General features: G+C 53.6%; 23 protein-coding genes and 1 other RNA gene. 12 read left to right on the top strand and 12 right to left on the bottom strand.

What is annotated here, in order from left to right:
• Window positions 1-97: 97 nt before the first annotated feature.
• The 7 genes from nifK to ACH5Y9_RS24915 all read left to right on the top strand — a co-directional run bounded on the left by nifK (window position 98) and on the right by ACH5Y9_RS24915 (window position 4,903).
• Window positions 98-1,681, top strand: a complete 1,584-nt coding sequence (gene nifK / locus ACH5Y9_RS24945; RefSeq protein WP_445367972.1) for a nitrogenase molybdenum-iron protein subunit beta — start codon at window positions 98-100, stop codon at window positions 1,679-1,681.
• A gap of 99 nt (window positions 1,682-1,780) precedes the next feature.
• A complete protein-coding gene (nifT, locus tag ACH5Y9_RS24940; RefSeq protein WP_020483288.1) occupies window positions 1,781-2,002 on the top strand; it encodes a putative nitrogen fixation protein NifT in 222 nt (73 codons plus the stop codon).
• Window positions 2,003-2,006: 4 nt separating this feature from the next.
• Complete coding sequence (locus ACH5Y9_RS24935; RefSeq protein ID WP_020483289.1) at window positions 2,007-2,207, top strand: 4Fe-4S binding protein; 201 nt, start codon at window positions 2,007-2,009, stop codon at window positions 2,205-2,207.
• A 98-nt stretch (window positions 2,208-2,305) separates the two neighbouring features.
• Window positions 2,306-2,905, top strand: a complete 600-nt coding sequence (gene nifX, locus ACH5Y9_RS24930) for a nitrogen fixation protein NifX (protein ID WP_445367971.1) — start codon at window positions 2,306-2,308, stop codon at window positions 2,903-2,905.
• Window positions 2,906-2,907: 2 nt separating this feature from the next.
• Window positions 2,908-3,174, top strand: coding sequence for a DUF6129 family protein (locus ACH5Y9_RS24925; RefSeq protein WP_026603355.1), 267 nt, complete (start codon window positions 2,908-2,910; stop codon window positions 3,172-3,174).
• Between the two features lie 9 nt (window positions 3,175-3,183).
• Complete coding sequence (locus ACH5Y9_RS24920; RefSeq protein ID WP_415879091.1) at window positions 3,184-3,948, top strand: 4Fe4S-binding leucine-rich repeat protein; 765 nt, start codon at window positions 3,184-3,186, stop codon at window positions 3,946-3,948.
• On the top strand, window positions 3,941-4,903 hold the full coding sequence (locus ACH5Y9_RS24915) for a hypothetical protein (RefSeq protein ID WP_171697594.1): 963 nt from the start codon (window positions 3,941-3,943) through the stop codon (window positions 4,901-4,903). The genes ACH5Y9_RS24920 and ACH5Y9_RS24915 overlap by 8 nt, the downstream gene beginning before the upstream one ends.
• A 520-nt stretch (window positions 4,904-5,423) precedes the next feature.
• On the opposite strand, the gene ACH5Y9_RS24910 is transcribed toward ACH5Y9_RS24915, so the two are convergent.
• From ACH5Y9_RS24910 to ACH5Y9_RS24880, 7 genes are all read right to left on the bottom strand, one after another.
• A complete protein-coding gene (locus tag ACH5Y9_RS24910; protein WP_445367970.1) occupies window positions 5,424-5,906 on the bottom strand; it encodes a cupin domain-containing protein in 483 nt (160 codons plus the stop codon).
• Window positions 5,907-6,446: 540 nt separating this feature from the next.
• Window positions 6,447-7,976 carry a hypothetical protein gene (locus ACH5Y9_RS24905; protein WP_445367969.1) on the bottom strand — a complete coding sequence of 510 codons (1,530 nt, stop codon included), beginning with the start codon at window positions 7,974-7,976 and terminating at the stop codon, window positions 6,447-6,449.
• 162 nt (window positions 7,977-8,138) lie between these two features.
• Window positions 8,139-8,975, bottom strand: coding sequence for an HDOD domain-containing protein (locus ACH5Y9_RS24900; protein ID WP_445367968.1), 837 nt, complete (start codon window positions 8,973-8,975; stop codon window positions 8,139-8,141).
• A 22-nt stretch (window positions 8,976-8,997) separates the two neighbouring features.
• Window positions 8,998-10,896 (bottom strand): GspE/PulE family protein, encoded by a 1,899-nt coding sequence (locus tag ACH5Y9_RS24895; protein WP_033159070.1) that lies wholly within the window; start codon window positions 10,894-10,896, stop codon window positions 8,998-9,000.
• A 227-nt stretch (window positions 10,897-11,123) separates the two neighbouring features.
• A non-coding RNA gene (ssrS, locus tag ACH5Y9_RS24890) (6S RNA) lies at window positions 11,124-11,303 on the bottom strand.
• Window positions 11,304-11,326: 23 nt separating this feature from the next.
• A complete protein-coding gene (locus tag ACH5Y9_RS24885) occupies window positions 11,327-11,626 on the bottom strand; it encodes a cell division protein ZapA (protein WP_445367967.1) in 300 nt (99 codons plus the stop codon).
• Window positions 11,623-11,850, bottom strand: coding sequence for a TIGR02449 family protein (locus ACH5Y9_RS24880; RefSeq protein ID WP_033159102.1), 228 nt, complete (start codon window positions 11,848-11,850; stop codon window positions 11,623-11,625). Before ACH5Y9_RS24880 ends, ACH5Y9_RS24885 begins: the two co-directional genes overlap by 4 nt.
• 103 nt (window positions 11,851-11,953) lie before the next feature.
• Here ACH5Y9_RS24880 and ACH5Y9_RS24875 point away from each other — a divergent pair, with 103 nt between their 5' ends.
• The 5 genes from ACH5Y9_RS24875 to ubiH are packed head-to-tail and all read left to right on the top strand — an operon-like array spanning window position 11,954 to window position 15,566.
• Window positions 11,954-12,481 carry a UPF0149 family protein gene (locus ACH5Y9_RS24875; protein WP_101054119.1) on the top strand — a complete coding sequence of 176 codons (528 nt, stop codon included), beginning with the start codon at window positions 11,954-11,956 and terminating at the stop codon, window positions 12,479-12,481.
• Between the two features lie 16 nt (window positions 12,482-12,497).
• Complete coding sequence (gene pepP, locus ACH5Y9_RS24870) at window positions 12,498-13,808, top strand: Xaa-Pro aminopeptidase (RefSeq protein ID WP_445367966.1); 1,311 nt, start codon at window positions 12,498-12,500, stop codon at window positions 13,806-13,808.
• 1 nt (window position 13,809) lies between these two features.
• Complete coding sequence (locus ACH5Y9_RS24865; protein WP_445367965.1) at window positions 13,810-14,097, top strand: DUF4160 domain-containing protein; 288 nt, start codon at window positions 13,810-13,812, stop codon at window positions 14,095-14,097.
• A 12-nt stretch (window positions 14,098-14,109) separates the two neighbouring features.
• Window positions 14,110-14,346 carry a DUF2442 domain-containing protein gene (locus ACH5Y9_RS24860; RefSeq protein WP_101054125.1) on the top strand — a complete coding sequence of 79 codons (237 nt, stop codon included), beginning with the start codon at window positions 14,110-14,112 and terminating at the stop codon, window positions 14,344-14,346.
• 5 nt (window positions 14,347-14,351) lie between these two features.
• Window positions 14,352-15,566: a 2-octaprenyl-6-methoxyphenyl hydroxylase gene (gene ubiH / locus ACH5Y9_RS24855; RefSeq protein ID WP_445367964.1), complete on the top strand. Its 1,215-nt coding sequence runs from the start codon at window positions 14,352-14,354 to the stop codon at window positions 15,564-15,566.
• 514 nt (window positions 15,567-16,080) lie between these two features.
• Here the strand turns inward: ubiH and ACH5Y9_RS24850 are convergent.
• The 5 genes from ACH5Y9_RS24850 to ACH5Y9_RS24830 form a co-directional block, all read right to left on the bottom strand.
• The gene (locus ACH5Y9_RS24850) at window positions 16,081-16,578 is read right to left on the bottom strand and encodes a DUF6882 domain-containing protein (RefSeq protein ID WP_445367963.1); all 498 of its coding nucleotides are present in this window, start codon (window positions 16,576-16,578) and stop codon (window positions 16,081-16,083) included.
• A 143-nt stretch (window positions 16,579-16,721) separates the two neighbouring features.
• On the bottom strand, window positions 16,722-17,303 hold the full coding sequence (locus ACH5Y9_RS24845; protein WP_445367962.1) for a cohesin domain-containing protein: 582 nt from the start codon (window positions 17,301-17,303) through the stop codon (window positions 16,722-16,724).
• Between the two features lie 118 nt (window positions 17,304-17,421).
• Complete coding sequence (locus ACH5Y9_RS24840) at window positions 17,422-19,212, bottom strand: hypothetical protein (protein ID WP_445367961.1); 1,791 nt, start codon at window positions 19,210-19,212, stop codon at window positions 17,422-17,424.
• Entirely contained in the window at window positions 19,212-20,072 is an 861-nt protein-coding gene (locus tag ACH5Y9_RS24835) for a hypothetical protein (RefSeq protein ID WP_445367960.1), read from the bottom strand. Before ACH5Y9_RS24835 ends, ACH5Y9_RS24840 begins: the two co-directional genes overlap by 1 nt.
• The gene (locus ACH5Y9_RS24830; RefSeq protein WP_445367959.1) at window positions 20,069-20,911 is read right to left on the bottom strand and encodes a hypothetical protein; all 843 of its coding nucleotides are present in this window, start codon (window positions 20,909-20,911) and stop codon (window positions 20,069-20,071) included. Before ACH5Y9_RS24830 ends, ACH5Y9_RS24835 begins: the two co-directional genes overlap by 4 nt.
• Window positions 20,912-21,040: the final 129 nt, after the last annotated feature.

Genomic DNA, 21,040 nt, shown 5'->3' with positions numbered 1-21,040 from the left:
CCACCCTACCAGGTGCCAAAATGTCGGTCGGGATTTCATTCCCGGCAAAATCCAATCAACGCCGGACCACAGATTAGTGGCGCGTTAGGAGATTATCATGAGCCAAAATGTCGATAAAATAGAACCCAGTTATCCTTTATTCAGAAATGACGAGTACAAGGAAAGCTTGGCCAACAAACGCGAACAGTACGAAGAACGTCATCCACAAGACACCATTGATGAAGTGTTCCAATGGACGACTACCAAGGAATACCAAGAACTGAACTTCCAACGTGAAGCGATCACGGTTAACCCTGCCAAAGCTTGCCAACCTCTTGGCGCGGTACTTTGCGCACTGGGCTTCGAAAAAACCATGCCTTATGTGCACGGTTCGCAAGGCTGCGTGGCTTACTTCCGGACTTACTTCAACCGTCATTTCAAAGAGCCTATCTCTTGCGTGTCCGACTCGATGACTGAAGACGCGGCGGTATTCGGCGGTCAGAAAAACATGTTTGCTGGTTTGGAAAACGCCAAAGCCTTGTACAAACCGACCATGATTGCAGTATCAACCACCTGTATGGCGGAAGTTATCGGCGACGACTTGAACGCATTCATCAACAACGCTAAAAAAGAAGGCCACGTCGATCAAGACTACCCTGTACCATTTGCGCATACGCCTAGCTTCGTCGGTAGCCACACCACCGGTTGGGACAACATGTTCGAAGGCATTGCCCGCTACTTCACCCTTGAAAAAGGTATGTTGCCTGAAGGTAAATACGAAGTTGGCAGTAACAACAAAATCAACTTAGTCCCCGGCTTTGAAACCTATTTGGGCAACTTCCGCGTCATTCACCGGATGTTGAACGAGATGGGCGTCGACCACACTTTGTTGAGCGATCCTACCGAAGTGTTGGATACCCCAGCTGACGGCCACTTCAACATGTATGCCGGCGGCACCACGATCGACGAAGTCAAAGATGCGCCTAACGCGATCACTACCGTGTTGCTGCAACCTTGGCAGTTGGAAAAAACCAAAAAATTCGTTGAAACTAGCTGGAAACACGACGCGCCGAAATTGAACATCCCGATGGGCTTGGAATGGACCGACCAGTTCCTGATGAAAATCTCCGAACTGACCGGCAAACCGATTCCAAAATCGCTGGAAGTGGAACGAGGCCGTTATGTGGACATGATGACCGACTCGCACGCTTGGTTACACGGCAAAAAATTTGCCTTGTACGGCGACGCCGACTTTGCTCTGGGTATGACCAAATTCCTGTTGGAAATGGGCGCCGAGGTAACAGACGTGTTAGTCAACCACGCCAACAAACGCTACAAAAAAGCGGTTGAAGAAGTGTTGAAAGCCTCGCCTTACGGCCAGGAAGCGACGGTACATATCGGCAAGGATTTGTGGCACTTCCGTTCATTGATGTTCACCAACAAACCGGACTTCATGATCGGTAACTCCTACGGCAAATTTATCCAACGTGACACCTTCTACAAAGGCGAAGAGTTCGAAGTACCGTTGATCCGTATCGGCTTCCCCATCTTCGATCGTCACCACTTGCACCGTATGACCACATTGGGCTACGAAGGCGGCATGTACATGTTGACCACCATCGTTAACGCCTTGTTGGAGCAGTTGGACAAAGAAACCAAAGGTATGGGAACCACTGACTACAACTACGACTTGATTCGTTAAGCGTAGGGTGGGCACCGATTCAGGCGCCCACCAGTCAATCATATCGTGTCGGGTTACAGCACAGGCGTAACCCGACCTACACTTGTCTGGAGAATCCCAATGCCTAGCGTCATGCTCAGGAAACGCGAAGACGGCAAATTGCTGTTCTACATCGCTAAAAAAGACCTTGAAGAAACCATCGAATCCTTAGAATTTGACAGCGCCGATAAATGGGGCGGTGAAGTGGTTTTGGGTGACGGATCCAAATATTACTTTGATCCGCTGTCACCTCCGCCTAAAATCCCAACAACTTTGCAAGCTAAACGATTATCGGAGGAATAAAGCCATGTCTCTGTATATTGTTGCCGAAGAATGCATCTCCTGCGGCGATTGCCTGCCGGTGTGCCCTACCGACTCCATCAAGGAAGGGGCAATTGTTTTTGAAATCAACAAAAAAACTTGCACGGAATGCAATGGCGATTACGACGAACCGCAATGCGTCAAGGTTTGCCCAATCGACAACTGCATTCTGCCTTTAGTGGCTTGACGCCATGAGCCAGTCTACCTTAACCCGGGAACTGGCACTGCGCATCGGGCTGGCGGCTCTGCGCCCTGCCCGATACCCCTCCCAAACTGTTTATCTCCGTGCTGCGTGCCTGTATAGGCACAGCATTAAACGACAAAAACCTGGCCGAACTCGGCAAAGCCCAGTTCCAGCAAGCCTTGAACAATTTCGGCATTGTGGCCAACGCCGATAGTATCCGTGAATCGTTGCGCATTCTGCAAAACAGCGAGGAGCCCGCGCCGATAGCCGATCCCTGCCAGACAATTGCATCCGCCAGCTCGATCCGAATTGCCATCGGCAGCGACGATCCGCAGTTAATCAGCGGGCATTTTGGCTCGTGCCGGCAGTTTTTGATTTATCAGATTGCCGCGGACGACGCCCGGCTCGTCGATGTGCGCAGCATCGATAGCGACGCGCAACGGCAGCATGACGATAAGAATGTGTATCGCGCAGAACTGATCGCCGATTGCCGAGTGTTGTATATTGCTTCTATCGGCGGCCCGGCGGCGGCAAAACTTATCAAATACGGCATTCATCCGGTTAAAGCCGACCAGGGCGAAGCCATCACTCAAATAATCAAACAACTGCAAATCGTTTTAGCGCATGCCCCGCCGCCGTGGCTGGCTAAATCGATGGGCATCCAGCCCGTGCAGCGCGTTTGTTTCGAACAGGAATCCTAGCGATGATTAGTCCAGAGCAACTGCAAACCATAGCCGAGAAAATTAACGGCCAAGCCTTGAACGAAACCGTCGTCAGTGGACTGCGCGGCGAATACCCCGGCGTCCATTTCACCTATTGCATGGACGACGACCTGCCCAACAATGAACCGTTATTGGAAGGCGCGGGATTCAATCTGTACTTGGTCGATGGCCGCGAACATTGCTTACGCATTACCGATAATTACGAAAATGCCTCGGGCATTGTGATCGCCGAAGTTATTCCCGAATAAGACGATAATATGGCGGAACAAGACAGCCCTGTTACTCTGCCCGTCGCCGATTGCAGCCTCTGCCCGTTCCGCGGGAAAACCCTGCTGATGGGCCGGTGCATGCCCGGCGATACTTGCGTGTTCATCAATAGCGGCCGACAAATCGACCGTTTCTTTCGGGTCAATCCGGCCTACGCCACACTTTATTTGCAAGACCCGTTCTGGGAACGCCGGGCCATCGCCGTGCGCTACGCACCGCTAAAAGCCTTGTCGGCGCTGATCACCGACGAAGACGAAGTGGTGCGCCGCGCCGTCGCGTTTCGCCTGCCGGCCCAGCAGCTACAAGCCTTGATCGACGACCCGGACCGCGAAGTACGCATGACGGTCGCGGACCGTATCGATCCGGAACACCTGGAGTTGCTGGCTGACGACCCCGACTATATCGTGCGCTTGATGGTCGCCAAACGCCTACCGCCGGGCCGCTTGTTTCGTTTCATCAAAGACGAAGACTTACAAGTACGCAAGCGCGTTGCCGAACGGCTGCCGGAAGTCAGCCTGGGGCTGATGGCTAACGACCGTTCGCCGGATGTGCGGCGCATCGTCGCGGAACGCATGGCGCCGGAAGACGCAGCCATGCTGTTAAACGACGAAGATTGGGTCGTGCGCTACACAGCGGCACTAAAGGTCGATCCCGCGCAACTCGCCGCTCTCGCCGAAGATCCGGAACCGGATGTCCGCGAACTGGTAAGGCAACGCTTACATTCAAACTCCACACCTGAAGCCGATCATGACTGAATCAAGACTCAATCTTGCCGGACAAGACATTACCGATTGCTGTAAAAAAATCATCCCCGGTCAAACCGACGATTTGCTGCTCAGCAAACTACAGGCACTAATTCCCGACCACCCCATCCGCCTGGCTTTGACCGGTGATGAATGGTACCGGCTGGGCGGCGTGGTGGATATGGACGGCAAACGCATCGCCAACGATCTGATCGAATGGGTGGAACGCACCTATCTGGAATGCGGGCAAAACCTGCAAACCCTGATCGATTACACGCTGGAACAAAAACTGATCGCCACCAAGCAGACCGGCAAAACCCTGTATTTTGTGGTACAGACCGGCACCAAAGCCGAAGATTTTACGCTGATCGAAATCGATAAAACCCACGAGGTCTCGGACCGGATGCTGGTGGACGAAAACAATCCGCCCGACGACCTGGAAGAATTCATCGACCCGCTGCAACCCTTCTGCATCGAAAGCTTCGGCTTCGGGCATTCCAGATATACCTACCGGCGCAAGACCGATGTCAAGCTGTTCATGGAAGTGATTAACGAGCGACACCCCGGCGAACACCCGGTACAACGCTTCATGGAAGACTGGAACCGCAGCAGCGCCGGGCAAAAATACAGTATGTCGGAAGACTGGATCATCCGCCCCTACCGGCACACCGGCCGCTTCGGCGAGCAAATCGTCAACGTGGAAATCGTCAACACCCACAAAAACAACCTGCCGCATCTGGAAGACTTTGCCGGCAAGAAAGGCAGCGCGTTAAGTAATGTATTGAATCGCTTTGACCGGCAGGCAGGTTATCCGTTTGCCTGGTTTTTTTATATGGTCAAAGGCAAGTTGGTGTCTACTCACAGCGCTGACGCAGTCTACAAGGATATTTCCGGGGATTTTGCGTATTTGCCGGAGCGGGATGAGGCGGTGTTGAGGGATTGGATTTCTACGCCGTATAACGTTTGAGGTGTTGAATTGGCCGTCGTCCTTGCTGGGCGTAGGGTGGGCACGGCTTTTTGTGCCCACGCGGTGAAGGGGATTATGTGTCGCTAACGCGACGGTTGTTTTAATGTCGGGTCTCGGCCCGACAGCCGAGATACTTTCTTTTGTGTGGCCAAAAGAAAGTATCCAAAGAAAAAGCCACCCGAATGCCGCTTAGCTCACTCGGCACATCCCTGTGCCTCGCCCTTCGGGTGCGGTGCATGCAAATCGGCTATCCTGCCGATTTGTCCTGTGCTCCTCGCTTTTGAACGGGGTCGCCGAAAGGGGCTTCCTGCCCCTTCGGCAACGCGCCGCATCCCTGCGGCGCCCCTACGGGCTAATCCGTTCAAAAGCTCCGGTGCTCGGCGCGGCATACGGGAGAAAACCTTCCCGGAATTAAAATTCGGTTAATCAGGAAATAATATCGCGACGACAGGGTGAAACGAAGTCGAGGTTTTGATGGTTTGATTACTCCGTTTCCGCTGCGCTTCGTCCAGGCGACTTGTTATTTATTATTGCGTGGATCATCGGCTGGATTCGTATATGTAATACCCCATGGCCCAGTAGCGATTAGCTCGACGATTGTTTCCTCATCAGTGGTCCACACATAATGAGTGTGTCCGGCTGGTAATACAAAGCCTGAACCGACGTTAAGAACCTCACCCTTTTTTGTGTCAAATTTTTCACCCATGCCATTGCCTAGCTTGCCACGGAGAACGGTAATTACCTCTGTAAACGGGTGTATGTGCGGTGGGATTGGATAATTAGCGGGAAATTTCAGCAAAGCGATAAAAACTCCTGCTTTGTTTGGGTCGCCTAATACAATGGCACTTTTGGCACCTTTAGGGAGTATCGGTTCGTCATTCCACTTAACCGTATCCGGCACAAACGATTCCATGGTTACGGCGCTCATCCGTTCAATTTTGTCCTGAGCTAATGCGAAATCTGCGAAAGAAATAAGCATTAAAGCTATCAAACGAGTTCTCATCTGGTTTCTCCATTTTCTATCTGGTTGTTAAGGTCAGATTAGCGCAGCGTAATCGGACGCATATTGGCAAAATCTTTGGGGCGTGCGCTATCTCGCAAATAGTCCAAACGATGTTTGGAATATCCCTCGTTCCTCCGAATACGCTTCGCTATTCGGAGCTACTCCGCTAAATCCAAAAGAATCGTCAAAGCCTTTCAAGCCAGCGACGGGGTTTCTCCCGTATGCCGCGCCGAGCACCGGAGCTTTTATCGAGATCAGTCCGAAGGGGCACCGCAGGGATGCGGTGCGTCGGCGGAGGGGCTGGGAAGCCCCTTCTGCCGACCCTCGATAAAAGCTCCGGCGCGCAGGAAACAAGCGGCATCCGGGCCGCCTTTTCTTTGGATACTTTCTTTTGGCGGAGCAAAAGAAAGTATCGCGGTTGTCGGTCCGCGAACCGACATATAAAACACCCGTCGCGTTAGCGACACATAATCTCCACCACCGTGTGGACACAAAACCCCGTCCCTACCCTACAAACCAACAAAACCAACAAAACCAACATCAATCACTTGCCGTCTTAAACCGAGCCGCCGCCCCCAGCAATCCGGACACAAAAAACGCCGTCCCCACCAAAGTAAACCGCAAATTCAATTTCTCAATCGCCAAATCGTCCGTCGCATACAGCATGAAAATCACCGCAATCCCACCCCAAGCCAGAAAACCCAGCACAGCGGAGAGGATGGTTTTGCTCAAGGCTTCGGCTTCGCTGGCCGGCGCGTCCATCCGGTAGGCGACAAAACCGCAAATCAGCGCCGGCATAATCCCCCAGCGGGCGTGATCGAGGAAACTGTCCAGGAAATTAAAATCATCCCGGCGATAAAAGGTTAACTCCAAGATAAAGGTCGAGATGGTGGTACTAACCAGGAAGCAGACGAACATGATCGCCATGTAAAAGCCGTAATTCTGCTCCGCAGGTTCCTGTTGATGGCGGAATGCGACGCTCCGCAAAGCAAAAACCAGTGTAATGGGCACCACGTAAATGACGATTGAATAGGCTATCCAGCGCAGGGTGGTATAGCTAAAGTGCGGTAACGGTTTGTCCGGAAACAGAAACACGTTGTGCAACGCCACCGACACTTCCCGCCCCAAAATCACGCCAAACGCCGTCGCCGCGGCGAATATCAGCAGATATTTATAGGTGTGCTTCAAGCGCGCTTCGTGCACATTGCCGCCGAGTTTTCTGACCGTCTCCCACATGTCGTTTTCGCTGGGACTGCCGAATACCACCGCCGCCGCCAGCAATCGGCACAGCAGTCCGGTCAGTCGGTCCAAATCCTTCAGCAAGTTGACAGTCTTGGTGTAATGCGGTTCGGCTTCCTTCCAAATATTCACCTTTTCCGACATTGCATTATAGGAGATGCAAATCTCGCCCCATTTCAGCGAAGGCTCGCTGAACAAGCGTCGGTAAGAGGATTGGTCGGCGTAATGTTGAATCTGGTCGAACAGCAGGCTGTTATGCGCCCATTTGTATTCGACCGTGGCGCCGGATTTATCGAAATCGCCGGCGTCGATGCTTTGCACCAACAGACGATCAGCGATTTGGGCTTTTATCTTGTCGTCCGCCGCCGACAGCCGGGATTTGATCAGCGCGTTATACACTTCGACGGCTTTGGTCGGAATGGCAAAGGCGTCGTGAATGCTGTCCCGTAAAATCAACAACGGATTAAATGGGCTTTCCCAAGCGACGAAAAACAGCATGATGCCGGCAGCAATTAGCGGGAACAGTTTGTTACCATCCAGACCGTAGAGCAGATTCACCAGCTCACCGGCGCGTAAATGACTAACGATCAGCGTTACCAACGGCTCCAGCGGCAGCCATTGCCAAGTCAGCAATAAAAACAATCCAGCCATCAACGAGCAGTAAAGGACAATCCCGCTCCAGTATGTACTGCGCCGGATAAAGTACTGCGGCAAGGTCGGTTCCGCTCCGAGCTGGATCCGGCGCTTTTGAAACGAGCGGTATGCCAAAAACCCGGCGGCCAGAGTGCCGAGCAACAGAATCAGAAAATTGATCAGAAATTCGATGGTCATTGTTCCAACGTGGTTATGCAAAGTTTGGGAAAGCGGCCATGCCGGCTGACGGCCATTCTAAAGCAAAGCCTCGCGTTTTAGCGAAGGCAATTAGTCGAGCCGGTTGGAATCGGTAGCAACAGGGTTGCCCTGCATCGCAGGTGTATGAACGGGGTTGGCGTGTCAGGCAGACAAGGCCAGCGAATCTTCCAGCGCGATTTCCAGCTCGGCCAGCATAATCTCCGACAGGCCGAGCCGGCCGGCTTCCTCGCTGCTGGAGATCACTAGATCAGGCTGCGGCCGCGGCGCGATACCCAGCTTGTAGGCGACCATGTCGGCTACGCGCACCAACAATTCCACTGTGCCGGTATGTTCGGTGGCCGGCTGATGATGGTTGGCGGCAACCTTACGATAGGTTTCCGGTAAATTCCATTCTTGCAGCAACCATGCGCCTTTGCTCTCGTGCTGGCGGATGATCAGTTCTCGCTGCAAATCGGCAGGTAAATTTAGATTGAGGTCCTTAGCCGCCAGGTCTTCCAAGCAGCGCAGCAGCAACAGTTCGCCAATGTCGTGAAACAGGCCGGCCATGAAGGCTTCTTCCGCTATCGTCTGGAACGATAAACGCTTGGCCAGCCATTCGGCGCCCAAGGCCACCGCAACGCTATGCTGCCAAAGTTTGACCATGTATTGCTGAGTGGCGGCATCTTTTGCCGCAAACAAGCCTTTCTGCGCAACCAAAGTGGCAATCTGGACGATGCGCGGCAAACCCAAGCGGACCAGAGCATCCTTGACGGTGTTGATTGATCCCAAGCCGGCATAGAATGACGAGTTGGCAACGCGCAAAATTTGGCTGGCTAAACTGGCGTCCATCGCCAATTGCTTGGCAATCGCGTCCAGCGAGCGATTTTCGTCTTGCAAGGCCAAACGCAGCTCGGTTACTGCCCGCGGAAATACCGGTAAGGCACTGGCTCCCGAGGTAATGGCCTCGTCTATCAATTCGGAAAGCGATTTTTCACTCATAAGATTGGATTGTATTATTGGCTCATCGACTGCCCAACAAGCGGCGCAGTTCGTATAAAGGGCGGGGTTTTCCAAAACGCGGCAGATTGCGGATCACTTCCTGTAGCGAGGTAGCACCGGCGGCGGCTTTCACCAAACCATCCTCTAGCAGGGTAACCAAGCCCGCCGTCTCCAAGCTCACCCTCCGGATTTCGTAGGAGGTTTTGCGCTGCAATATCGCATCTTTGACCAATTCGTTCATCGACAATAGCTCGAACACGCATACCCGGCCGGAGTATCCGGTAAAACGGCACTTTTCGCAGCCCTTGCCCAACAAAAATTGAGCACCGGCAATGTCATCCGGCGTCACATTCAGCCGGCGCAGCAAAGCCGGATCGGGCTTGAACGGTTCGGCACAATGCCGGCACACTCGGCGCAACAGGCGCTGGGCGACTACCGAAACTACAGTCGAAGAAATCAAAAAGGCCTCGATTTCCATGTTCAGCAGCCGCAGCAGGCCGCCGATGCTGTCCTCGGTGTGAAATGTGGTCAACACTTTGTGGCCGGTCAGGGCCGCCTGGATCGCGGTATCCGCGGAAAACTTGTCGCGAATTTCGCCGAGCACGATGATGTCCGGGTCCTGGCGCACGATGTGGCGCAGGGTTTCTTCGTAAGTCAGATTGATCTTCGGATTGATCGAACATTGCGCGACGCCGTCAATCACGTATTCGACCGGGTCTTCGGCGGTAACAATGCTGACTTCCGGAGCGTTCAGGTAATCCACTGCGCTATAAAGCGTCGTGGTTTTACCGGAACCGGTCGGTCCGGTGATAATGACAACGCCGGTCGGCACGTCCAGCGAATCTTGAACAAAGCGTTCCAGCATCAAGGGCGCCATGCCCACTTCGTGAATGTCCAGCAATTCTGTCTTGCGGTTCAATAGCCGCAAGACGATTTTTTCGCCGTTGATGGTACTGAAAAACGAAGCGCGCATGTCGATCACGCGATTGCTGCTGGCCTGCTCAAACATGACCCGACCGTCTTGATGCCGGCGCTTTTCGGCAATATCGGCACCGGCCATCACTTTAATCCTACTAATCAGGGCCTGGGCAATTTCGACCGGAAAGTCCCGATAGTGCACCATTACGCCGTCGATCCGTTGCCTCACCCGGACCTTATGCTCCAACGGTTCGATGTGTATATCGCTGGCTCCCTGGCGTATCGCGTCTTCAAAGATCCGGTTGGCAACCGCGACGGCCGACTGCTCGCCGACGGCTACTTTTTCGGCGCCGGTATTACGCTCGTAATTGAGCAGAAAACGCATGATCTGCGAATATCGCCCCACCGCCGGAATGATCTCGGCGCCCAAGACGTGCCGGGCCATCTCGATGGCGTTTTGATCCAGCGGGTCGCCGAAAGCCACCAATACGCCGTCCATTTGTTTTTCGATAGGCAAAAAACAATGCTTATTGGCGGACTTCAACATCGGCTTGGTCATCAGCGTCTGATCGATCACAGCAGTACTTAAATCGATAACCGAAATGCCCATCAGGTCCGCCAAAACCTCGAGCATTTTCATTTCTGATATCAGATTACGTTCCACCAGAATTTCGCCCAGGCGTTTGCGCCCTGCTTTTTGCCGTTGCTCGGCCAGCGCCAAATCCAGGTCGGTGTTGGTGATATACCCGAACTCCACCAGGAACAGGCCTAACTTGACTTTGACCGGGTGGTTACGAAACAACTCGACCAGTTGGTTGTGGGTGACATAACCCAGATCGCAAAGCACCAACAAAATCGGCTTTGGCGACTCCAGTTTGCCTTGCACCCGCAAGGCGTATTTCAGTTTTTCGGCATCGATCAGGCCCTGATCAACCAATAGGCCCAAGAAGTTTTCTGTGAAGCTTTTGCCGGAATCACCAGCATTGCTGTTGCTTATGTTCATTGCCGCGTAATCGTCGTTGTCCAGCGGAGCGAAAAGAAAGGGGGCATGCTATCAACAGGTGTTGGAGGATGGATCATAGTCTATACAGCGCTAGCTAAACGAATTTTAAGCCGCGACTACAGTCGCCAGGCCTTACGCCACCCTGCGCGCCACCTACCAGCAGACTAACAACAAACACGAGGGGGGTCTTCGAACGAAGACGAGAAACCGAGACAAGCAAAATCAAGAGATCTCCCGCCTGCGCCGTCTGATACTTTCGTCCTTGAACCGAAGGTTCAAGTGGAAACCAAATCCAGTCAATCAGGCTTCCTGAATAAACAGGCATGCGCACCATGAATGGCAAAAAGTTTCCGGGGTAAAAACAGGTTCAGGAAACACCCAGTACTGCTCGAACGCCGCAGGAGATTGGACTGATAGTCTACCGGATGATTTACGAATTTTCCAAAACGTTTTCTATTTTGCTGCGCAAATCGGCTAAGCGTTGACCAATATCCAAACTGCCGTTGGCTTCGTTCTTGTTGGATGCCGTCAAGTCGTGAGCCAAGTTCAAGGCGGCCAGCACGGCGATGCGGTCGGTGCTGCTGACTTTGCCGGTGTCACGGATTTTGCGCATCTGCCGGTCAAGTTCCCGGGCAGAGTTGATCAACCCCTCTTTTTCATCGGCGGCACAGGCGATTTTATATTCCTTATCCAGGATATTCAGCGAAACGGGCTGCACGGTTTTACTCACGAATCATGCTCCATGGCTTTCAAGCGGGCAATCATCGCTTCCACCCGGGTTTTGGCCAACGTGGTTTTTTCCAGCAGCTTGGCTTTTTCCTTAACCAAGGCATCCTGTTTAACTTTCAAGGACTTATTCTCGCTTTTGACTTGATTGAACTGGGCAATCAGCGTATCCAGTTTCGCTTCCAATGCTTCCAGTTCGGTTGACGGATCTTTTTCTGTTTGAGACATAGCAAGAGTATGGGCCGATATGACGTTATAATCATCGTAGATGGTTAAGAATGTTAGCATAAGCCATGTTATTAAACAGCTTTATATAGGAAACGCAGCCCAGATGACCTACCGTTCGGTTGAAGAAATTTTAGAGCAACATGACGCCGACATCGGCGCTGCCGAGGCGCACGGTATCGCCACCGGCATGCTCTGCGTCGAAATCCGCGCCGATGCGGAAAACTGGCTACGGGAACTCATTGACGACGAGCAACAGTTGATCGACGAAGACAAAGCGCTGCTGCATGGTGTGTTCGAAAGAACCCGAGTATTGCTGGAAAATCAAAACGACGATTTCGCCTTCGATTTGCTGATGCCTGACGACGACGATCCGTTAGACGAACAAGTGGAAGCCCTTCGCTGTTGGTGCCAGGGCTTTTTGTTCGGCGTGGGTTATGCGCAAACCGGCGCCGACTGGCCGGGCGATACCGCTGAAGTGATGCGCGACATGATAGAGCTCACCAAAATCGACACCGACGTCGGCGATGAAGACGACGAAAATGCCTTGGTCGAACTCCGCGAATATGTGCGCGCCGCCGTGTTTACCGTGCGCGATCAATTTGCCGAACTCGGCCCATCGCAAACGCATTAATCTAAGTAGATAGACCATGAAACAAAGCGAATTCAAAAAACGCCGCGCCAGCCTGATGAAGCAAATCGGCAAGGGCAACATCGCCATCATTGCCAGTGCCCCGCAGCGCACCCGCAATCGCGACGTCCACTACCCGTTCCGTCAAGACAGCGACTTTTATTATCTGACCGGCTTTAACGAAGCCGAATCGATGGCGGTATTCATCCCCGGCCGCGAGCAAGGCGAGTACATCCTGTTTTGCCGCGAATTCGACGAGAAAAAGGCTTTATGGGAAGGCGCCCACGCCGGCCTGGAAGGCGCTACCAAACACTACGAAGCCGACGATTCGTTCCCGATCGACGATCTGGACGACATCCTGCCGGGCATGCTGGAAAACAAGAGCAAGGTGTTCTATCCCATGGGTAAGGACAGCGATTTGGACCACAAACTGCTGGAGTGGATCAATCACATCCGCAAACAATCCCGTTCCGGCGTCACCGCCCCGGGCGAGTTGGTATCGCTGGAACACATCGTCCACGAAATGCGCTTGTTCAAAAGCGCGGAAGAACTAAAACTGATGCGCCGGGCCGGCGAAGTGTCCGCCAAGGCGCATATTCGCGCCATGCAGGCCTGCAAACCCGGTTTGTACGAATATCAGATCGAAGCCGAGCTGATCCACGAATTTATTCAGGACGGTCTGCGCGCGGTTGCTTATCCGTCCATCGTCGCCGGCGGCAAAAACGCCTGCACGCTGCATTACGTCGAAAACAAGGACAAACTCAACAAAGGCGATTTGCTGCTGATCGACGCCGGCGTTGAATGCGACCATTACGCCGCCGACATTACCCGCACTTTTCCAGTGTCCGGCAAGTTCAGCGAGCCACAAAAACTGTTGTACCAATTGGTGCTGGATGCCCAAGCAGCCGCGCTGGCTGAAATCAAACCCGGCAATCCCTGGAACAAAGCCCATGACGCCTCGGTAGAAACCCTGACCAAAGGCCTGATCGAACTGGGCTTGTTAAAAGGCAAACCCAAAAAACTGATCAAAGACGAAAAATACAAACAGTTTTACATGCACCGCATCGGCCATTGGCTGGGCATGGATGTGCATGACGTCGGCGATTACAAAATCAAAGATGAATGGCGACTGTTGGAACCGGGGATGGTGTTAACCGTGGAACCCGGCCTGTACGTGCCGGCCGATTGCGAAACCGTAGACAAACAATGGCGCGGCATCGGCATTCGCATCGAAGACGATGTGTTGGTAACAAAAGACGGTCATGAGATACTGACTGGCGGCGTGCCAAAGTCGATAGCAGCCATCGAAGCGTTAATGCAATCGAGCTAGCGTGACGGAAAAATTCGATATGCCAACCATCAGCATGTTTTATGGCGTCGTCATTTGTATGTATTTCTTCGACGATGAGCGCCATAAACTTCCGCATATCCACGCCAAATATCAAGTCTACAATGCCTCGTTCTCCATAGCCGACGGCGCATTACTTAGCGGCGACCTGCCGGTTGCCAAATCCAGGCTGGTGCAGGCTTGGATTGAAATTCATCGGGAATCTTTGTTAGCCGATTGGAACTTGGCGATCAATGGCGAAAAACTCTTCCCTATCGATCCTTTACGCTAAAGGAAGGTCATTATGGAATCCGTGATTCAAGTGCAACCTAAAGACAACTATAAACTGGAACTTTGGTTCGATAACGGCGAGCACCGCTTGTTCGACATGTCCCCTTATCTGAATAAAGGCGTTTTCATTAAACTTAAGGACCGCTCACTATTCGATCAAGCCTATGTCGGACTGGGTACCGTGTGTTGGCCGGGTGAGCTAGATGTCGCGCCGGAAACGCTTTATGATCGATCCATAGCACTGGGCTAAAGCAGATGCAACACGATTTCGACCTGATCATCGTCGGCGCCGGCCTGGCCGGTAACTGTCTGGCCCTGGCGCTGAAAAATAGCGGCTTGAAGATAGCCTTGGTCGAAGCCAATAGCCGCGAACAACTGCGTCATTCGCCGGCCGGCGACCGCGCCTTGGCTTTGGCGGCCGGTACCGTAGAACTGCTGAATGACTTGGGCGCTTGGCGCGGGGTGGCCGATAAAGCCACTGCCATCAAACATATTCACGTCTCGGATCGCGGCCATTTTGGGAAAACCCGGCTAGCCGCTGAAGATCAGGGCGTGGAAGCCTTAGGTTATGTGATCGTCGCCCGCGACATCGAACAGCACATGGCCGACCTGGTCGAGAAAACCGACACGGTTTGCTTGTATCAAACCCGAGTCGCCGGCTTGATGTCTGGCCGCGACGCCGTGAACGTCAGTTTGAAACAGCACGACGGCAGCTCGTTAAACGTCAACGCCCAGTTACTGGTCGGCGCCGACGGCGGCAACTCCACGGTGCGTAAATTGTTGGAAATTCCGCAGCAAGTCACCGAATACGGCCAGACCGCGCTGGTCACCACCGTACAATCGGCGCTACCACATCGTAATATTGCCTTCGAACGCTTTACCGAATTCGGCCCATTGGCTTTACTACCGGTCGCCGGTAAACAATCGGCGGTGGTGTGGACGCGCACTCACGAACAAGCGGAAACCCTGATTAACGTCAGCGACCGCGAATTTCTTGCCGAGCTACAAAACTGCTTCGGCTACCGCTTGGGCGAATTAAAATTGGCCGCGCCGCGCCGGGCGTTTCCGTTAAGCCTGATCCGCGCGGAAAGCATGGTCTCCGGCCGCACCGTCATCATCGGCAATGCGGTGCATCAACTGCATCCGGTCGCCGGCCAAGGCTTTAACCTGGGAATCCGCGATGTCGCCCTATTGGCGGAAATGCTGATCGATCAACACGAACGCGATGGCGATTTGGGCGATGCCCGCCTGCTGAAAAACTACAGCCGGCAACGCCAACAAGACCACGGCAAAACCATCGGTTTTACCAATAGCGTGGTGAAGCTGTTCTCCAACGACAATCTACCACTGGCCGCCGTCCGCAACGCCGGATTGACCATGCTGGACCACCTGCCGTTTGCGAAAAAACTGCTGACGCGGCATGCGATGGGCTTGGCGGATCGTTTGCCTAAACTGGGTGACCGGGAATAATCCGAAACCACACCACCTCACGCAAAAAAACTTAGCCAAATCGCCGCCACAAGACTGGCTAAAGTCAAAGCAGCGGAGATAACTCGGGCAACAGGCCTGGGACGTGTAGCCGTCCATACCAACAGCGTCGAATACGCCACGGCCGGCAGCAAAAAGCTCAGCAAAATCATCATTAACGCCCGCCCCGGCGCACACGCTTCGTTGCAGATTAATGTCCACTGCTTCCACAAGCCGACGCCCAAAGCAATTGCAAGAATGGCACCTGCCCGGTGCAACAACCATCTGAAACCGATTTGAACCTCCCGGAACAAAATGTCGCGCTTGATACCAACATGGAATGCGGCTTTCGAATTTCGTGCGAATTGTAGCCGTAGGTCATATTGCCGCGGAAGCGGTTATGTGACATTTCAATACTCGCTTTTGGATATGACGGGGAACGCTAACGCGCACCTTCACCTACTAGGCTTTATCCCTTAGCGTGCTGCGACCAAAGGTAGTGAGGTTGAGCGCTGGGTTAGGGTGCATTTTTGCCGCACCTCTTGATTGACATGATAGCAAGGAACGTAGTTGGCCCACCGGGCTTAGACGACGGACATCTGTAGCAACCTAAGGCTCCGAGATGCTTTAGGCACATAGCAGTTAATTCCCAAGCCATTGACTCGTCTTCGACCGTGAAAGCATTTTCATACCCGAAGATCTCTATGCCTGTGATGGCTTCAAGCTCTTTGAGTTTTTCTGCTCTTTGCCGTAGCCACGGCAATACTGAATCATTACCCCACGCCCATTTCCACGAATTGGACTTGGGTGAATAACTGCCAATATCAATCACATCCGTTTCAACGGATAAATTGTCTGCGGCATCAAAAAACTGAAGATTTCCCGTCGTTTGCTCGAACCACCAACGTCCGGCACTTCCGAGACCATAATCATCGGCCAATATCGTTTGTTTATTTCGGAGTTCAGCATTGGCAGTTTCAACAAAGAGTTGAAACTCGTCGTTGGTCATGGGCATAGTGAGAACCCTAACAAGTGATTATAAAGTTTCCGTATATCACCCAAACACATGCTTAGCAACTTGCCAAGAAGAACAACGTAACTAGGATTATTCCCAAAGTTGCCCCTGGATTACGCTCCGCTTCATCCAGGCTACTTTGACTAACTCCTACGCCGCCTCAACACCACCCACAACCCACTAACCATCGGCCAAACCATCCCTGGCAACGGCACAGCAGCTACTGTATTGATGTCAAGCGGCGCTGTGTTTGCCGATAAGGCGTTACCCCCGGCATCCGCCAAACCGTTAATCAATAAACCAAGCTGACTGCTACCGCTGCTCAGCACATTGAAACGGATGATCGCCAACGTAAAGCTGTCGGCTTGCAGGGCTTGTAAATCCGCCGCGTCGTCCAAGGACGACTCGAATAAGTTCAGCACTCCCGGCCCCAGCACATCGGCGGCGGTACTGTTGCCACCCAAGTCAAACACATCCAATTCGTCACCCAACACCGGATCGCCGAAAACTACACCGGCAAAGGCCAAACGTGTTGGGTCAAACTGAATATTAAAGTCATACGTTGCTAACGCAGCGCCGCCCAAACCGGAAATGTTCAAACCGATTTCAATGGCTTCGACGGTTTGGCTACGGGGCGTGAAATGTAAATCAATAGCCGCATCGGCCACACCGCTGGCGGCGAATAATGCTGTACCGACCAGGCCGGCTTTTAGTTGTTTCATCATCGTTGTTAGTCCTATATTCGGCACCCTGGATTCCCGCGTGCGCGGGAATGACGGAGTAATTTCGGTGCGTGCGTCAGATTGGAGAAATCTGACTACCAGCCGCTTGAATCAAGCTCGTTTAAATCGCACAGCGTGAGCGCGTACACAGCAAAGTCAGCTTGCGCACATCCAACACATTGATCACACCGTTTTTATCCAGATCACGGGGATCGTCCACGCCGGTAGCCGGTTGGTTGCGCGCCGCAATGACCAGGTTCAAATCCAGTTGATCGACATCGCGGTCGCCGTCCAGATCGCCTCTTACGCTGATGCTTTCACAGCTATCGGGTAAATGATTGAAGTTGGTATCGCCGCTGACCCGGTTTTGAATATCCAGCACGTCCGATTTGCCATTGTTATTGCAATCCGGAAACACGTTCAGGTAATACACATCTTGCTCGCCGTGGTAGGTGGCGGTGTAAGCAATGTGCGCGCCGTTGGCGTCGGAGACTATCTGGGTGTAATCGCCCATTTTGTCGCCTTGCCGTTCTTCGCCGTTCACGATGTTATACGGCAGATGCGTATTGAACACCGGCGTGACCGCCTGATTTTTGCTCCAGGTTACGCCGCCGTCCCAGGAGTAGGCGTAGTAAAGCTGCGAATAGCGGTACGGCGCGCTGCCGCTGCCGTTGCGGGTGTCGTACCACACCGCGTCGAGGCGGGAGTTGGCCGCCACGCCCAGCATCGGGAACCATTGGTAAGCGTTGGCGGCGGGTGGTTCGTCATTCACCCGCACCGGCGCCGACCAGGTAGCGCCGCCGTCACTGCTGCGCACGAAATGAATATCCTGCGGATCGCCGCCGGTTTGCCAGGTATAGGGGGAGACATGCGCCAGCAAGTAAATATTGCCGCGCAACGGCCCGGCCGATTGATCGGCGGCAATTTGCACATCGCCGTCGCCGCCCAGCGGGTTGGGCAACTGCAAGCTCGGCGACAGGAACATCATGCTGTTGCCGCCGATATCAACCTTTTGCGCGGTAAAGGTGGGTGAAGCGGCGGGATCTTTGGCATCAACCGATTTCAGGAAATAGTGCCCGCTACGCACTATGCCCAAGGCACTGACGGACAAAATCGTTTCATCGACGCCGAATAGATAAACCTCGCCTTCCGCGCCGATGGTCAGCCGGCCAAAGCCAAAGTTTGCCACCGGCAATGCCGCATCCGGTTCTTGATAACTGACACCGCCGTCCGTGGATCGGATGAAATATTTGGGGACATAATTTGGATCGGGGTTACTGTCGGCCGGCCGCCGCCAGGTGCTGTACATATACCCGTCGCTGGGACCGCCGGTTTTATCGATGGCCAGCCAGTTCTTGTCGCCTTTAAACTGATACACGGGCTCCGACCAAGTCACCCCGCCGTCGCTGGATTTAAACACCGAAGTGCTATCCGATACCGCCAAAGACTGGTAATAGAAATTGCCTAGGGCATCGACCTCCAACACCGGATCGGTGCGAGTTTGCAGCGGTAAGGCCGGCAGCATGCCGGTAGTCCAACTCGCGCCGCCGTCAAAGCTATAGGCATAGCCGCCGTGTTTGACGGCAGTGGGCGGTGAATCGAACTTACGCCAGCCCACGACAATATTGGCGGGATTTAGCGGACTCAAGGCCAGCGTCGGCTCGTTGCCTTTGTCGCTGGCGATGTTTTGCCCCTCCGCATCGACGTTGACTTGATGGCTACGATACTGTCCAAAACTTATTACCGGGGAAGGCCCTGCCTGCGCGGCTGTCGTCAATGTCAAACCGATGCCTAAGCCTGCCGCGATTTTTACCCAGCCGCCGCGGCGGAAATATGCAGGGTGGCGTTCGTCAGGCGCTGGGTAAACGGCAGTCCATGGCCGAATCAATTCTGGATCTTCGGCTGGTTTCATCACGCCATCCTTTTGTCGGAACGGTTATTCAGAAACAGTCCGGCCAAACCGCCGGCAAACAACCAGACAGCAGCCGGCAAAGGCACCGCCGCCGGCGTTTCTCCCGACACCACGGTGGTTTGGAAGCTGAAAGTACCAATGCGCGTATCGCGCAAGCGGGCGTCGCGAGCGCCCAGATGATCGAAGCCCCACCCTAACCCAAGATTGCCGTTGAGGCTTAACGTATTCCCGACTATTGCGGTGGTGACATCAAACAACTCAAAACCGCCCGCATCGAAACCGATGTGATTGGTAATCACCCAGCCGGAACGCCCCGGCGTTGCCGCTTCAAGAGCCGGATCGTATTCCAAGGTCATATCGCCCAACAACACTCTATTGGTCGGCGGATCGACGTCCACCCTAAAACGCATGACACCGCCCAGACCGATACTACCGCTGGCAGTGCCGAACAAATTGCCGGGCTCGAACGCGAAAGTGGTATTTCTGTTCTGCCGCCCGCCCGGATTGACTATCGGACTCAGCCCGTTGACACTAAATTGCAAACCGGTTGCCGGAATTTCATCGGCCACCGTATCGTACAAATCCGGCGTATTGCCGTCCCGCAGCTCAACAAAGGTTTTTGATGCCGCCGAAGCGTCGTAAAACTCTTCCAGATAAATAGAAGGCCGGCAGCAAATCGGAAAGTCCGCGGTGGGCGTGTCCGGATAATCGTTCACGTCAAGGCTGGCGATTAGCACATCGCGGTTTAGGTTAAGGACCAGCGCACCGCCGCTGACTGTCGCAGCGTGGGCTTGGCTGATCGACAATACACCGAAAACGGCTAATAGCCAGGTGGATGATCGATGATTATTGATTTTCATAATGTCACACTCCTTGAAAGATATGGCCTACGGCCTATGCCGATAAAGCCCAAAAAGCCGCTAGCGAATAACCAGACCGCAGCGGGTAGCGGCACCGCCGATACCTGTCCGCAACCGGCATAGGCACCCGTGCCCAAACAGAAACTGCCGACATCGACCAGTTGCGCGCCTTGCAACATGCCGGCGTTTTCCGGCGACATCAGTAAATCGCCGCTCAACTGCCAGTTTCCGGCGTTACTAAAGTTCAGGCTTAGATTGCTTAAGTCGTACACCGCCATCGTGAAATAAATGTTATTGGCTAGGTACCAACCGGTGCGGCCCAAAGTTTGCCGGTTGGCATCGTAAAGCAGCGAAAAATCGCCGTTGACCAAGCCGGCTCCAGTCGGCGGCCAGTTCGGCGCATAAAAACCCTGCACGCCGGTCATGCCCACTTGTGCCCCGGCCACGCCGGCCAGCGTGATGGTATCGATGGCAAAATCGGCTGATGTGGCTTTGACGTAACGCTGACTGGCTTGCGGACTAGGATCGTTACCGATAGCCGTCAACTCGAACACCTGATTGAGTCCGGAAATCTCGGTGGTATTGAGCTGGCTAAGCAAATGGTCGCCGGTGTTGGCCGGATTATGAGCATTGGACGTTGCCGTACTCCAAAACGTCGACAAGTAATAGCCCCCGGCATAAGGTGCCAGCGCATTCCGGTCCAGGTTCATCGTAAACGTACCGCCGGAAGGCGCATTCAATAGCGTGGCTTCAGCGCTTGCTGAGGCCACTCCCAGACCGATGGCTAGCATCGCCCGCACCACCAAAGCGGGATAGCCACAGTTTTTGTTGATCTTCATAAAATCCCTATCAGCGGATGGTCAGAATAAGCCCTCTCCCTGCCTAAATACACAAGCGGCCGTAGTCGACGGCATGCGGGCACGAAGAGGGATTTATTGCCGAAAGTCCGGGCCCGAAGCGAATCTTGG

It is taken from the genome of Methylomonas sp. BW4-1, from assembly GCF_052474385.1.
The sequence above is the reverse complement of the archived record's forward strand: the minus strand, read 5'-3'. Positions and strand labels throughout refer to the sequence as shown.